The 15,801-nt window shown below is 62.8% G+C and carries 8 protein-coding genes; 4 read left to right on the top strand and 4 right to left on the bottom strand.

Features of this window, described 5'->3' with window-relative positions; translation table 11 throughout:
• Positions 1-74: 74 nt before the first annotated feature.
• A complete protein-coding gene (locus FHS84_RS07895; RefSeq protein WP_166932670.1) occupies positions 75-734 on the bottom strand; it encodes a TetR/AcrR family transcriptional regulator in 660 nt (219 codons plus the stop codon).
• Between the two features lie 80 nt (positions 735-814).
• Between FHS84_RS07895 and FHS84_RS07900 the strand changes: the two genes are divergently transcribed.
• From FHS84_RS07900 to FHS84_RS07915, 4 genes are read left to right on the top strand one after another with little or no spacing between them, the layout of a single operon-like run.
• Positions 815-2,272 (top strand): efflux transporter outer membrane subunit, encoded by a 1,458-nt coding sequence (locus FHS84_RS07900; protein WP_166932672.1) that lies wholly within the window; start codon positions 815-817, stop codon positions 2,270-2,272.
• An 8-nt stretch (positions 2,273-2,280) separates the two neighbouring features.
• On the top strand, positions 2,281-3,264 hold the full coding sequence (locus tag FHS84_RS07905; protein ID WP_166932674.1) for an HlyD family secretion protein: 984 nt from the start codon (positions 2,281-2,283) through the stop codon (positions 3,262-3,264).
• Between the two features lie 3 nt (positions 3,265-3,267).
• A complete protein-coding gene (locus FHS84_RS07910) occupies positions 3,268-4,827 on the top strand; it encodes a DHA2 family efflux MFS transporter permease subunit (RefSeq protein ID WP_166932676.1) in 1,560 nt (519 codons plus the stop codon).
• Between the two features lie 31 nt (positions 4,828-4,858).
• Positions 4,859-5,695, top strand: coding sequence for a class I SAM-dependent methyltransferase (locus tag FHS84_RS07915; protein WP_166932678.1), 837 nt, complete (start codon positions 4,859-4,861; stop codon positions 5,693-5,695).
• Here FHS84_RS07915 and hemN read toward each other — a convergent pair whose 3' ends face one another.
• From hemN to FHS84_RS07930, 3 genes are all read right to left on the bottom strand, one after another.
• Positions 5,696-7,027 carry an oxygen-independent coproporphyrinogen III oxidase gene (hemN, locus tag FHS84_RS07920; RefSeq protein ID WP_166932680.1) on the bottom strand — a complete coding sequence of 444 codons (1,332 nt, stop codon included), beginning with the start codon at positions 7,025-7,027 and terminating at the stop codon, positions 5,696-5,698.
• A gap of 402 nt (positions 7,028-7,429) precedes the next feature.
• The gene (locus FHS84_RS07925; RefSeq protein WP_166932683.1) at positions 7,430-13,213 is read right to left on the bottom strand and encodes a beta strand repeat-containing protein; all 5,784 of its coding nucleotides are present in this window, start codon (positions 13,211-13,213) and stop codon (positions 7,430-7,432) included.
• Positions 13,214-13,371: 158 nt separating this feature from the next.
• On the bottom strand, positions 13,372-15,789 hold the full coding sequence (locus tag FHS84_RS07930) for a M10 family metallopeptidase C-terminal domain-containing protein (RefSeq protein ID WP_166932685.1): 2,418 nt from the start codon (positions 15,787-15,789) through the stop codon (positions 13,372-13,374).
• Between the last annotated feature and the right edge of the window lie 12 nt (positions 15,790-15,801).

Genomic DNA, 15,801 nt, shown 5'->3' on the forward strand with positions numbered 1-15,801 from the left:
GGTATCCCGCGTAGGCACGTTTCCCCCAAAAAAACTGCCGTGCCGCCCTTGCACTCTCTTTCTCCCGCAAATTCTCAGTACCCGGAATATTTCCGCGCCTCGCGGCTGTAGACGTCGTTGCCGAACGCGGCGAGGAAGGTGGAAGCGATGCGATCGACTTCCGCCGTCATGCGTTCGGGATCGATCGCCGGCATCACGTTCCACAGACGCAATTTGTGCAGCACGCCGGAGGTGAGGTCGAGAAACTGCTCGGCGGCCATCTTGGGATTGACCTCGCGCATCTCGCCGCACTCGATCGCGCGCTTGAAAAAAGCCGCCAGATGCTGGGTTCCGCGCCGCAGAGCGATGTCGTGCATGGCGTGGCCGATTTCGGGAAAACGTCCGGATTCGGCGACGATCAGCCGATACGCCGCGATCATCTCTTCGCCCAGCATGGCGCCCATCAGCCGCCGCGCCAGTTCGTGGACGCGATCGCGGAAATCGCCGGCGATCTCGGTGGCGACAAAGATTTCATCGAACAGCTTGGCGCATTCGCGGTCGGTGACGGCGACGAACAGCTCCTTCTTGGAGTCGAAGTAGTTGTAGAGCGTGGTCTTGGAGCCGCCGAGCAGCGCCGCGATGCGCGACATCGACGTGCCGGCATAGCCCTCGCGGATGAACGCCGCGTAGGCGATGTCCAGGATGTGATTGCGCCGCTCGTCGGGCGTCGCTCGTCTGGAGTCCGCCAATTCCATTCCGCTCAGCCTCCGCTGCTTGACACAGCCGTCAACATCGTGTTTGTACCGTACTGTATCGTACAGATCGCGGGTCGCCAATGGCCAATTTGCGCCGAAGAGCCCTGTGCAGCAGTGCTGCGCTTGCCGGAATCGTAGCGTTCGCGCTTGCCGGGTGCGCCCCCGACCTCGGTCCCAAGCCCGAAATGGCCGCGCCCGGTTCGCTTGCCTCCGCCAAGAGCCTTGTCGCGCCTGCCGCCGAATGGCCCGTGGAAGCCTGGTGGAAGGCCTATAACGATCCCCAGCTCGACCGTCTGATCGACGATGCGCTGAAAGATTCGCCCGACCTCAAAATGGCCGCCGCGCGCGTCAGGGCCGCCGAGGCGATGGCCGATATCAATGAATCGTTGTTGTGGCCGACCATCGTGGGCGACGCCACCTTCATGGAAACCGAGATCACCCAGAACATCGGTCTGGCCGACAACTATATGGGCAATCTGTTCAAGCAGAACCTGCCCAAGGGCTTCCATCACCTCGCCGCGCTGTCGCTCGGCATGCAGTACCAGCTCGATCTTTTCGGGAAGAACCACGCCAATTTTGCCGCCGCGATGTCGACCGCCGAAGCGGCCAAGGCCGATGAAGCCTCGGCGCGGCTGCAGATCGCCGCCGGCATGGCCACCTATTACGCCATCCTGACCCAGCTCTTCGCCGACGAGGCCACCAGCGAGAATGCCGTCAAGGTGCGCTCGGAAAGCGCCGCGCTGGTCGAGAAGCGGTTCAAGTCCGGGCTCGAAAACGAAGCCTCGCTCAGCCAGGCGCGGGCCCAGATGGAATCGGCCAAGGTGCAGCTCGAGGCGGTGAAGGCCGCGACCCTCAAGGTCCGCCATGCCATCGCCGCGCTGGCCGGCAAAGGCCCCGATTACGGCCTCGCCATCGAACCGGCGGCGACGCATCCGCTGCGCTCGGACGGCCTGCCCGCTTCGCTCGCTGCCGATCTGGTCGGCCGCCGTCCCGATGTGGTGGCGGCGCGCAAGACCGTCGAAGGCGCCGGCTACGGCATCGACGCGGCGAACGCGAATTTCTATCCCAACATCGACCTCACCGGCATGTACGGCTTCGGCACGCTCGATGCGAAGCACTTGTTCGACGCCTCGTCGGAGATGGCCGGCATCGGCCCGGCGCTGCGCCTGCCGATCTTCGACTACGGCCGCAACAAGGCGATCTATCGCGCCTCGCGCGCCAAGTTCGACGCCGCCGTCGCGCTCTACGACAAGACGCTGACGAATGCGCTGAAAGACGTCGCCGACGCCTATTCCGACCGCAAGGCGCTGGACGGCGAACTCCTCCATGCCCGCAAGGCCCTCAGCGAAAGCGAGAACGCCTATCGCGTCATCAGGGTCCGCTACGACGCGGGCATGGCGCGCTACATCGACGTGCTGACGGTCGAAGACAAGCTCTTGGCGGTACGCATGGCGGTGGCCGACCTCGAAGCCCAGGCCTTCGCCCGTGATATCGCCCTCATTCGCGCCCTCGGCGGCGGCTACACCGAAAAGAAGTGAGAAAGCGCATGACCGACACATCCGCAGGTCTCAGCGAGACGCGCAAGAAGCTGTTCACCTATCTCGGCCTCGGCGTTGCCGCCGTCGCGCTGATCGCCGTGGGCTACTGGTTCTTCGTCGGATCGCATTACGTCTCGACCGACAACGCCTACGTCAACGTCTCGTCGGCGCAGGTGACCCCGCTCACCAACGGCAAGGTGATGGACGTGCGCGTGCACGACTCCGAGCAGGTCAACAAAGGCGACGTGCTGGTGGTGATCGATCCCGCCGACGCGCAGTTGCTGGTCAACCAGGCCGAAGCCGGCTACGGCGCCACGCTGCGCAAGATCCGCACCTATTTCGCCCAGGCCGCCGCCCGCAAGGCCGATTGCACCCGCACCCGTCTCGATTATCAGCGCCGCGCCTCGATCCAGAACACCGGCGCCATGTCGAACGAGGAATTCACCAGCTACCGCGCCGCCTATGAAGCTTCCTGCGCCGCCTTGCAGGCTGCCGAAGCGCTGACGGCGAACACCACGGTCGAGAACCACCCCGAGGTGCAGGCCGCCAAGGCGCAGCTCGATACCGCCAAGCTGAACCTGTCGCGCACGATCATCACCGCGCCGGTGACGGGCATCGTCGCCCAGCGCAACGTCCAGATCGGCCAGATGGTCGGCGCCGGACGCCCGATCATGACGGTGGTGCCGGTCCAGGACGTCTATGTCGACGCCAATTTCAAGGAAGACCAGCTCGCCAAGGTGCACACCGGCCAGAAGGTGACGCTGACCAGCGATCTCTATGGTTCGTCGGTGAAGTTCCACGGCACCGTCTCCGGTCTCGGCGGCGGCACCGGCGCGGCGTTCGCCGTCATTCCGGCCCAGAACGCCACCGGCAACTGGATCAAGGTGGTGCAGCGCATTCCGGTGCGCATCGCCCTCGACCCGGCCGACCTCAAGGCCCATCCCTTGCGCGTCGGTCTGTCGATGAAAGCTTCCATCGACGTTTCCGAGTAGCCCATGACAAGGGCCGACGACATCGCGGACCCGTCGCACGTCCATGGCGTGACGCTGGTCCTGGTGGTGCTGGTGCTGGCGCTGGCGAATTTCCTCGCCATCATGGACATCACCATCGTCAACGTGCTGGTGCCGCAGATCGCCGGCTCGCTGGCGGTGTCGAGTGCCGACGGCACCTGGGTCATCACCTCCTACGCGGTGGCCGAAGCCATCATGGTGCCGCTGACCGGCTGGCTGGCGGAACGCTTCGGGCCGGTCAAGGTGTTCGTCGCCGGCATTGCCGGGTTCGGCATCGTGTCGGTGCTGTGCGGACTGGCGACCACCCTGCCGATGCTGATCGCGTTCCGCATCATGCTCGGCATCTGCGGCGGTCCGCTGATCCCCTTGTCGCAGACCCTGCTGCTGACGGTCGTTCCCAAAAAGTACGAAATGCCGGCGCTCGCCGTGTGGTCGATGACGACCATCCTCGGGCCGGTGGCGGGCCCCGTGCTCGGCGGCATCATCGCCGACCAGTGGAGCTGGCCGTGGGCGTTCCATTTCAAGATGCCGCTGGCCCTGGGGCTGGCCGCGCTGGCGTGGTACGTGCTCAAGAAGCATGAAATGCCGACCACCAAGGCGCGGGTGGATTTCGTCGGCCTCGGCCTTTTGATCCTGTGGGTCGGCGCACTCCAGATCATGCTCGGCAACGGCCAGAACATGGACTGGTTCAACAACGATTTCATCGTCGCGCTGCTGATCGTCACCATTCTCGGCTTCATCAGCTTCGTGATCTGGGAGATGACCGACAGGAAGCCGATCGTCGATCTGCGCATTTTCAGCAACCGCGCCTTTTCGGTGTCGATGGTCGTGATTTTCCTGGCCTACGGCGCGTTGTTCGGCGCCGTCGTGCTGGTGCCGCTGTGGCTGCAGAACATCATGGGCTACACGGCGACGTGGGCGGGCTACAACACCGCCTTTGCCGGCCTGATCTCGCTGCCGGTGGCCCCGCTCACCACCAAGCTGATGAGCAAATACGACCATCGCGGCATCGTCATGGTGGGCTTGTTGTTCTGCGCCGCCTCGAGCCTGATGCGCATCTTCTACAGCCTCGACGTCACCTTCGGACAGACGCTGTGGCCGCAAGTGCTGCAAGGCATCAGCTTCCCGCTGATCCTGATTCCGCTGATGGACATGAGCGTCTCCTCGCTGCCGGCGAAGGACACCGCGTCGGGCGCCGGCCAGTTCAACTTCATCCGGACGCTGTCGGGCGCCATCGCCACCGCCATCGTGGTGGCGGTCTGGGAAGACGCCATCAAATGGAGCAAGGCGACGCTGGCCGGCTCCGTCCAGCACGGCCCCGACATGCTGCTGGCGCTGCAGCAGATGGGCGGCTTCTCCGAAGCCAAGGCGCGCAGCCTGTTCGATCTGGCGGTGCTGCAGCAGGCCGCCCAGCTCGGTACCAACCAGTCGTTCCTGGCGATCGGCGTCGTGCTGCTCGTCACCGCGGGCCTGGTTTGGATCGCCCCCAAGCCGCCCCGGCACGCCAACGGCAATGGCAACGGCAAGCCCCCGATAGGACACTGACCGCCTCGTCCCGTTATGCTATAGGACGGGCATGTACGAGACGCTCAAAGCCTTCGTCGAACGCCCCGCGCCGTTTTCCGCCTACACCACGCCGGATCTGTGGACCGACGAATACGTCTCGGCCCGCATGCTGGAATTCCACCTCGATCCGGCCTGCGACCTCGCCTCGCGGCGGCCGGAGGCGATCGACGCACTGGTCAAGTGGCTCGAGACCCATGTCGGCCTTGCCGGCAAGAAGGTCACCGATCTCGGCTGCGGCCCCGGCCTCTATGCCGAGCGTATGGCGATGCACGGCGCCCGCATCACCGGCTTCGACTTCTCGCAGCGCTCGCTGGCCCACGCCCGCCGCCAGGCCGGCGCCAAGAAGCTCGCCATCGAATACCAGCTCGGCGACTACCTGAAGGATGCCCTTCCGGAAGGCCAGAACCTCGTCACGTTGATCTATTGCGACTACTGCGTCCTGTCGCCGACGCAACGTGCGGCGCTGCTGAAGCGCATCCACGCCATGCTGCGGCCGGGCGGACACTTCCTGTTCGACGTCGCGTCGCGCCCGGAGTTCGGGCAGGTGGAAGAAGGCTTCGTTTGCGAGCGCCGCCTGATGAATGGCTTCTGGGCCGAGGGCGATTATTTCGGCTTCAAGATCACCCACCGCTACGAGGACCAGTACCTCGCGCTCGACCGCTACCAGATCGTCGAGCCCAAGCGCACGCGCGAGATCTATAACTGGCTGCAGTATTTCATGCCCGACGAAATCGACGCCGAACTCGGCGCCGCCGGGTTCGAAACCGCGGAGGTTTTCGACATCTCTTCCGGCGGCAAATGGATCACCAAGTCGGCGCCGTTCGGCGTGCTGGCAAGGAAGAAGTAGCTACACCGCCACCGCGTGCACCGCTTTCGAGGTGGCCAGATAGGTGTCGAACACCGACGCCACCAGCCGCACCGCGGCCCGCGCCGAGGCCGGCACGCTCAGCACCGTCCCGTTGCGCACCACGAAGCCTTCCGCCATCAGCGGCGCCAGGGCTTCCATCTCGCGCGGGAAATCTTCCGGCGTCTTGCCGAAGCGCGCCAGATCGACTTCGAGGAAGCACATCAGCTTTTCGATGATCGCCCGCCGGAGCTTGTCTTCGTCGGAAAGCGCTATCCCGCGCGCCACCGGCAGCTCGCCCACCTCGATGGCTTTGCGCCACTCCGGCACCTCGGGCTTGTTCTGGACGTAGCCCTGCGGCAGCGCGCTGATCGAAGAGGCGCCCAGCCCGATCAAGGCAGGGGCGTCGTCGGAGGTATAGCCCTGGAAATTGCGCGCCAGGGTGCCCGCCTTGGCCGCCACCGCCAGGCTGTCGTCCGGCAGCGCGAAATGATCGAGACCGATGGCGGCATAGCCCGCCGCCGAAATCAGGCTGTGCGCCAGTTCGAACTGGGCGAAGCGCTCCGCCGCATCGGGCAATGTTTCGGTCTTGATGAGCTGCATATGCTTCTTGAAGTGCGGCACATGGGCATAGCCGAATACCGCGAACCGTTGCGGCTTCAAGGACAGCGACAGTTCGATGGTCCGCGCCACGTTTTCGCGGGTCTGGTAGGGCAGCCCGTAAATAAGATCGATATTGAGCGAAGCAACGCCCGCCGCCCGCAACGCGTCCACCACGCGCTTGGTCTCGTCGAACGGCTGGATGCGGTTGATCGCTTTCTGCACCTGCGGCGCGAAATCCTGCACGCCGATCGACGCGCGCGTCAGGCCGCATTCACCGAGAGTCGCAATCAGATCGTCCTTCAACCCGCGCGGATCGATCTCGACGGCGAATTCGGCATCGGGCGCGAACTCGAAATGACGTGTTAGCGCTCCCTTCAAATTGCGCACGTCGTCGGGCGTCAGCATGGTCGGCGAACCGCCGCCCCAATGCAGATGCGTGACCGGATGGCCCTTCAAATACGGGCCGATATTCGCAATCTCGGTGAAAAGATCGTTGAGATAAGACGACACCGGCGAATAGCGATTCACCACCGTCGTATGGCAGCCGCAGAACCAGCACAGCGTGTCGCAAAACGGAATGTGCACATAGAGCGAAAGCGGCAACCCCGTGGGCAATCCGGCAAGCCATTGCTTCAATTCGTTTTGGCCAATGCCGGCATGAAAATGCGGCGCCGTGGGATACGACGTGTAACGCGGCACGCGGGCGGAAAAGAGATCGACGTTGGAATTCATGGCTGACCGTTACAGGTGAAAAGTGGAGGACGACATCTTGCTTGCGGCCGATTTCTACGACTCGCAAGGGGCCCTTGCACGAACGAGTTTTCTTGACTTTCTTTGTGTTCGGTGCATACTAATTCCTGCCTCGCTCGGGTAGAGCAAGATGAGGTGCAAAGACGGGCCCGCCCGCCGGGCCGGTCGGCCAAATAGCCCAAGAACCTTGATTGGGTGAGGGTTATGGCCTTGAAATGGGGGCTGCCTTCGCGACAGCCCCCGCACCTTTTTTCAGGCATGCGAAATCGCTGCAATCCGGCTTTCTCCGCGGGTTTGCGACGGAGTCTAGCCTAAAGCAGCCTCAAAGTCTCATCTTTTGCCCGCGGCACCTCTGGCCGATGCCGCGGGATGTGGACGCCGGTTTCAGCCGCCTGCCGTCGCGAACAGTTTGTAGCTGCCGGTCCCCGAGTTGTTGGCGGACGCCACCAGATAACAGGTGCCGGTCGACAGCGCCGTGAAGCGGATCACCGCGTCGTGGTTCGTGCTGTCGTTGGCGTAGGTCAGCTGAACCCCGCGAGCGTCGCAGATCGCCAGGAACGGATCGGCGAGCGTGCCGTTGCCGCCATCGACACCAGAGAGCGTGAAGGTATAGGTCTGGCCGGCGGTGACGTTCACCGCGAACCAATCCTTGTCGCCCGACGTGCCGATCGTGTCGGAGACCGAGCCGCCGACCGTTAAATCGTGGTTGGTCTGTTCCGAGCCGAACGCGCCGTTAGTGGTGCGGTGTTCCCAGTAACCGTTCTTGAGATAGTGCTCGGTGGCATCGGTTGCGGTGAAGCCGCACGTCCCCAGATCGGTATTGTTGATGAGATAGGCCACCGGATCGAACGTGACCTTCCGCCCTTCCCAGAAACCGTTGCGGATGTAGTGCTCTTCCGCGGCCTGCACATCATCGCCAAAGGCACCGATCAGGTCCGTGTAGGACGCGATGTAGGCCAGCGCATTGAACGTGACCTTGCGGCCTTCCCAATAGCCGTTGCGGATATAGTGTTCTTCCGCCGCCGTCTTGTCGTTGTGGAACGCAATCACCAGATCGTCGTAGGAGCACACATAAGCGAGCGCGTCGAACGTGACCTTCCGGTTCTCCCAATAGCCGTTGCGGATGTAGTGCTCCGCCGCGGCCGTCTTGTCATTATGGAAGGCAATCAACAGGTCGCTGTACGAGCAGACATACGCCAGCGGATCGAAGGTCACCTTGCGGCCTTCATAGGAACCGTTCTTGAGATAATGTTCTGTTGCCGCCAATTGGTCGTCGTGGAAGGCGACGATCAGATCGCCATAGGAGCAGAGATAGTTCAGCGCGTTGAACGAAATCGTCCGCCCTTCGGCTTTGCCATTGTTGAAATAGTGCCGCGCACCCCACACCGCATCGTCGCCGAACGCGCCCATCAAGTCCTTGTACGACGCGATATATTCCAGCGCCTGCAGCGGACTGAACGCCTGCGCCTGGAACTCGGCCAGCGTCAATGTCTGGCCGCCGCCGAACGTAACCTTCTCGATATTGATGAGCGTATCGTTCTCGCCCGCGCCGGTCACGGTCGTGCTGCCGTCGCCGTTCGAAGTGACCAGATAATCCGACGCCCGTCCTGCAAGCACCGCCGTATCGGTTCCTGCACCGCCGTTGAGCGTGTTGGTGCCGAGGCCGCCGCTCAGCGTATCGTTGCCGCTGCCGGTGCGGATAGTATCGGTGCCTGCGCCGCCGATGACCGACTGATCGGAGCTACCGGTAATGTCGATGAGCACGGTGTGCGCCGTATCGACGGTATGGGCATCGATCTGCACATTCCCAAACGAACCGGTCAAATGATAGTCATAAGGTCCACGCAACTCGATGCGCGGCACGTTGACGTGGGGATTGTCGACATTGGTGTTTCCTTCGGCGATGAGAACATCGGTCCCATAGCCGTGGCCGTCGATCACGTCGTTGGCGTCCCAGGCGGCGCCCATGTAGAAGGTCTGGTTGCCCGTCATCGCCTGGGTCCAGTCGCTGCCGCCGCCGCTGAGGTCGTAATAGTCATCGCCGTCGCGGCCATAAAGACGGTCATCGCCGGCGCCGCCCACCAGCGTCTCGGTCGCGTTATTGCCCGCGATCGAGTCATTACCGGAGCCGCCGACCACACGTTCGATGCCGATCAGCGTGTCGTGACCGATCAAAGACCCGGTTGCCGTACCACTGGCAAGATCGACCGAAATTCCCTCCGTGTCGCTGCTGTAATCGGCAGTGTCCAATCCGGCACCGCCGTCCAGCGTGTCGTCGCCGGGACCGCCGATCAGCGTGTCGTTGCCGCCCAAGCCTTGGAGATTGTCGTTGCCGGAGCCGCCAGTCAAAATGTCGTCGCCGGCTCCGCCGGTGGTCGACGGCACCGGGACCGCAATCTGCTTATCGGCGAACACCAGGGTTTCGATGCCGGTCAACCGGTCGGTGCCGTCCGCACCAACGACCGTGACATCGCCGCCGGAACCGTAGGTAATCGTATAGGCGGTCGAAGCGCCGGAGAAATTGGCTTGGTCGCTGCCGGCACCGCCGTCGATGAGGTCGTCGCCGAGACCGCCGGTGATGACGTCGTTGCCGGTATAGCCGCGCAGGGTGTCGTTGCCCGCGCCACCGGTGAGGGTGTCGGCCCCGCTGCCGCCGCCAAGAGAGTCGGTGCCCGCGCCGCCGGAGATGGACAGCGCAATCGACACCATATCGTGATTGTCGACGACCAGCTTGTCACTCGCCCCCAATGCGGACCCGTTGATGGTCTGGCGATCGCCGCTCGGAGAAACATGACCGTTATACGGGGTCAGCTTGTAGCTGTAGCCGGTGCCCAGGTTGATGGTTTCGAGGCTTTCGACCCAGCCGAGGTCGAGATTGCCGCTGTAGTCGCCGTAGATGTTGAGCGTATCGTTGCCGGCGCCTCCGTCGATGCCCAGTATGCCCGAAAGCGTACCGAATATATTGAACGTGTCGTCGCCGTTGCCGCCATAGACGCCCATATTGAAGGCGTGCGAAATATAGAACGTGTCGTTCCCGTCGAAGCCGCTATAGGCAGAGGTTGGGCTCGAACAAACGAATGTGTCGTTGCCGGAAAAGAACAGATTGTGGAATGAATCGCTGGTTCCGTTCATTGCGGCATCCCAAAGCTGGGACACCGGCGCCGACAGACCCGTCCAGACCTCTCCGGTGGAGTCCGAAAAGCCCGTGATGGTGCCCCCCACGGGTTTGCCGGAGGCGTAGGTGAATCCGGTGCCGGTGACCGTAATGGTGCCGAAATAGGGTATGCCGGACATCTGGAATCCGGTCGAACTGCTGTTGCTGGCGCTGCCGCTCGCAAACGCAATCAACGCGTTCGCACTGAAGACGTTGTTGCCGCCGCTATTGCCGTCGACCACTAGCACGCCCGGCGTCGGTGTCGCCACATAGGCGATCGTCTGGTCCTTGAACTGCAGATATTCGACGTTTTTTATGTAGTCCACGCCGTCGGCACCGACCACAAAACTGCCGCTGCCGACGGTGATGAGCGAGTACTGGGCGCGCGTGCCCGAGAATGCGACCGTGTCGGTGCCGCCTGCCCCATCGAGCATATCGTCGCCGAGACCACCGGTGAGGGTATCGTTGCCAGCCCCGCCATCAAGCGAGTCATTGCCCGCCCCACCGTCCAGCACGTCGTCGCCGATGCCACCGGAGACGAGATCGGCGCCGTCATGGCCCGACAGTGTATCGTTGCCGCCGTTGCCGTAAAGCGTGTCGCCGCTCGAACCGCCGGTGAGGCTGTCGTTGCCGGCGCCGCCGCGGTAGACCGTCGTCGACACGGCGGAGCCGTCGATAATCATGGCGTCCGACGCCCCGAGGCTTGCCCCGTCGACGGTCGTCGCACTGCCGTACGCACTCCAATAGAAGGGGTCGCTCATGTTGAGCGTAAGATTGTAGGTGTGGCCGCCGGTCAGGGTGATGGTTTCGAAGTTGCGGATTGTCGACGGCGAAAGGGTCACGCCAGCGCTGTAATCGCCGTCGAGAACGAGCCTGTCGGTGCCCCAACTGCCGTTCAATGTATCAAGCGGATCGAGAGCGGCACCGATGAAGATCGTGTCGTTTCCGTCGCCGCCGTAAAAGATGTCGTGACCGCCTTGCGATAAATCGAAACTGTTGGTGCCACCCGAGACGCTGACATAGTCGTCGCCGGCCGTACCCTTGGGCGTTCCCATGGCAATGCGATAGGTTCCCGTACCGCTCGCCGCCGCCGAACTCGCGACAAGGAAATATGTGCCGCCGGCGGTCGGGGTGAATGTGATGTGCGAATCCCTCGTGCCGCCGGACGCGTCGTCGTTGGAAACGACGGGATTGCCCGACGCATCGAGCAACTGCAGATAAGGATTGGCGAGCGTGCCGTTACCGGACGCGCTGCCTTGCAGATCGAATTCGTAGCTGAACCCGACAAACAGCGTTGTCTTGAACCAATCCGTATCGCCGGCCTTTTCGATCGTTCCGGTCAGCGCGCTGTTGGAGGAAATGGCCCCGTTGGTGGAGGTTCCCGAGGCGTAATCCTCTCCGAGGCAAATGGTCTGGTCGCCGAATGCGGCGAGCTCGACGTTCCACAGCGTGTCTCTCCAGCCGCTGCCTAACATCGTGAACGAGCCGTCGCCATTGGCGGTGATCGTCACCGAAGCGCGGTTGAACGAATAGCGGGCGATGTCGGTGCCGGCGCCGCCGTCGATGGTGTTCGTGCCGTAGCCGCCCTCGATCGTGTCGTCGCCGCCCATGCCGTTGATGACGTCGCCGCCGTCGCCGCCAAGGAGAAGGTCGTTCGCCCCCGTGCCGGTGATCGTATCGTTGCCGCTTTCGCCGTTGATCCAGGCGCCGGCGACACCGAAGGGGCTAGCTTGCGGAACCAGCTCTACGCCCGACAAGTCGATGGTGTCCGCCGAGGTACTGCCGTCGATCAGGCCGTAGAGGGAGATTTTTTCGCAGCCGGTCGACGCCGCACGGAACGTGCCTGTGACCGAGGCTACGGCATCGATCGACAGGAGGTCGATACCGGCGCCGCCGGAAATGCTGCCGTCCGTCAGGATGACGGTGCCGAAATTGTTGCTGCCGCTTCCGAGACGCACCACGTCGTCACCGTCACCGCCGTCGATCGTTATCGACCCGCTGTACGTGGCGGCGAAAATCGTGTCGTTTCCGGCGCCACCCTGCATGGTCGCGCCGTCGTGCAGCTCGTCGTTGCCGTTGCCGCCGATCAGCAGGGTGCCGTCCCGCAGCAGGTCGTTGCCATCGCCGCCATCGAGCGTGTCGGCCCCGCCATTCCCGAAAAGCGCGTCGTTGCCGCCCAATCCGCTGATGGTGTCGGGCCCGGCGCTGCCGGTGAAAGTATCGTTGCCGCTGGTGCCTACCAGCGTGAGCCCCGTCAGTGGGACCAAAGCGAGCAAGACGGTCTGGTCGGCGAATTGCAGCTTCGGAATGTTCCGGAGCGTATCGGTACCGTCCGCCCCGCCGGAGACCTTGTAGGTGTAGCTGTTGACTTTGAAGAAGGTATAGTCGGCGTAATTTCCGGAAAACACCGCGACATCGATGCCGCCGCTGCCATCGAGAGTGTCGTCGCCGGCGCCACCGATCAGCGTGTCGTTACCCGAGCCCCCCGACAGCGAGTCGTTGCCGCCGAGCCCGCTCAGCAGCTTGTTGCCTCGGTCGTTGGATGTGTAGTACCCGGCGCCGAGATTGTCGTTTCCCATGGTGCCGGTGATGGTATCGTTGCCGTCGCCGCTGTTGATCGCAACGCCACTGGTCCCGACAAGCGTAAAACCCGAGAAGTCGAACACATTGTCGCCGTCGTCGGCAAAGATGTGCGGACTGTAATTGCTGTCGTCCAGATTGAGGAACTGGATCTTCTCGAAGCCCGACGATGCGGCGCTGAAGCTCGCCCCGGTCAGCGTCAAGCCGGCCCGCACATAGAGAAGGTCGGTGCCCGCTCCGCCGAGGAGTGAACCCGCGGCGACCGTCACATTCTGCAATGTAACCGTGTCGTCGCCGGCTCCGCCGTCGATCAGCGCATAGGGCCCGCCGCTCGAGATCGTCAGAACGTCGTCGCCGCCAAGCCCCAAAATCTGGTCGTAGCCCGACAAGCCAGCAAGCGTGTCGTTGCCGTCTGTTCCGGTGATCGTCGGCATCCCGGTGCCCCCCTGGAATTACCCGGCCGCCAGGATACAATTTGGGACAAGCTTCTGTCTTGAACGGCGTTCGAGCCGGGCGCAGCCAATTAGCCGCAGAGGCACGCCCGCCCTCAGCGATTGCGGATCACAACTACTTGATCGGAAAGGCTTCCGGCTCAGCCCCCCGCAGTTGCGAACAGTTTGTAAGTACCCGTGCCCGTGTCATTTGCCGAAGCGACGAGATAGCAGGTGCCGGTCGACAGGGCCGTGAAGCGGATCACCGCGTCGTGGTTCGTGCTGTCGTTGGCGTAGGTGAGCTGGACCCCGTGCGCATCGCAGATCGACAGGAACGGATCGGCGAGCGTGCCGTTGCCGCCATCCACGCCTGAGAGCGTGAAGGTGTAGGTCTGGCCGGCCGTGACGTTCACCGCGAACCAATCCTTGTCGCCCGACGTGCCGATTGTGTCGGTGACTGAGCCGCCGACTGCGAGATCGTGGTTGGTCTGCTCCGAGCCGAACGCGCCGTTGGTAGTGCGATGCTCCCAATATCCGTTCTTGAGATAGTGCTCGGTGGCATCGGTCGCCGTGAAGCCGCACGCGCCCAGATCGGTATTGTTGATGAGATAGGCCACCGGATCGAACGTGACTTTCCGCCCTTCCCAGAAGCCGTTGCGGATGTAGTGTTCCTCGGCCGCCTGCACATCGGTACCGAACGCACCGATCAGGTCCGTGTAGGACGCGATGTAGGCCAGCGCATTGAACGTGACCTTGCGCCCTTCCCAATAGCCGTTGCGGATATAGTGTTCCTCCGCCGCCGTCTTGTCGTTGTGGAAGGCGATCACCAGATCGTCGTAGGAGCACACATAAGCGAGCGCGTCGAACGTGACCTTCCGGTTCTCCCAATAGCCGTTGCGGATGTAGTGCTCCGCCGCGGCGGTCTTGTCATTGTGGAACGCAATAAGAAGGTCGCTGTAGGAGCACACATAGGCCAGCGGATCGAACGTCACCTTGCGGCCTTCATAGGAACCATTCTTGATGTAGTGCTCGGTCGCCGCATACTGGTCGTCGTGAAACGCAACGATCAGATCGCTATAGGAACAGATATAGTTCAGCGCATTGAAACTGATCGTGCGTCCTTCGGCCTTGCCGTTGGAGAGCCAGTGCTTCAACCCCCACTGCGCATCATCGCCGAACGCACCCATCAAATCCTTGTAGGATGCGAGGTAGGCAAGCGCATTGAACGATGCCGCCTCGAATTGGGCCATGGTCAGATGCGTGCCGGTGAGCGAGACCTGCTCGATATTGGTCAGCGTATCGCGCGAAGTGAGACTGTCGACCGTGTAGCTGCCGTCGGCGTGCCGTGCGACGTAATAATGGCCGGCATCCTGCGTATAATTGACGGTATCGGTGCCCGCGCCGCCGTTCAGCGTGTTGGTACCCGTACCGCCGGTCAGCACGTCATCGCCTGCTCCGCCGGTCACCACATCGTTGCCGGAATTGCCCACCACGGTATCGCCGAAATCGTTGCACGTGACCGTGTTATTGCCGGTGCCGCATATCAGGGTATTGATCTGGGTTCCGAAGGCGATGCCGATGTTCTTGGTGCCGTGAATGCTCGACAGCGTTCCCGGCGTGAGGTTGACGACATCCGCCGACGTGAAACCCGACAGATCGAGCGTGTTGTTTGTGCCCGCGTCCCAGAGGGTGACGTTCGGCGAGGTGTTGACGGTAAAATCGAAGAACTTCCCGATCGACCCCGAGACGTTGCAGTTGAAACCGAACACCTGCCCGCCCGACAGCGGCGTAGTGGTGGGCGCCCCGTAGAGGCGCTGCATCGCCAGGATATCGACGACCATCGGCGTCTGCGGCGAACCGAACCACATTTGGGAGAGGTCGTCGAAACCCGCTGCGCCGTACTTCAGCGTGCCGATGATCCCGAGATAGGACATGATCGACCACGGCTGTACGTCATAGGCGCTGTACTGGTCGGTGGCCGGCATGGCGGCACCGTTGTACGGCCCGCTATGGCCCAACCCCAGGATATGGGCGATCTCGTGGATGATCGAATTGCGCGGATAGCTGAACGTGTCACCCACCGAACTCGCGAGCACGAGACTGGAGTTGAGCGTCAGCGTGCCGGTGGCATATGTGGCGAGGGTCGACGAGCCGACCTGCTCCATGTTTTGCGTGCTCGTGCCGCCGGTACCGATGTAGCCTTGCGCCATCGTTGCCCGCGTGATGGTGATCTGGGCGGCGCTGGCGTCGGTGGTCACGGCGAAGCTGACATTGGCGTAGGCCGACCACAGCGCAAAGCCTTCCATCACGACGGCCTGGTCGCTGGCCGTGTAGTTCGCGGCCGGATCGAAATAGACCGAAAGCGTGCCGCTGCCGGTCCCGGCGGAGGTCGCACCCCATTTGCCGCCCGCGCTTGTCGTGGTGCTGTAGGTTGCCGGATTGTACCCGCCCCAGGTCCAGTAGCTCGGCGACGCCACTTTGCCGTCGGCGTCCACGCCGCACAGATAAGTGACCTGATCCTCCAACGACGGCGATGTCGGCATATCGTAAACGGTTTGAATAACCTGATTGCTGTCCATCTTTTCCCCCGG

Source organism: Rhizomicrobium electricum (assembly GCF_011762045.1).
GTDB lineage: Bacteria > Pseudomonadota > Alphaproteobacteria > Micropepsales > Micropepsaceae > Rhizomicrobium > Rhizomicrobium electricum.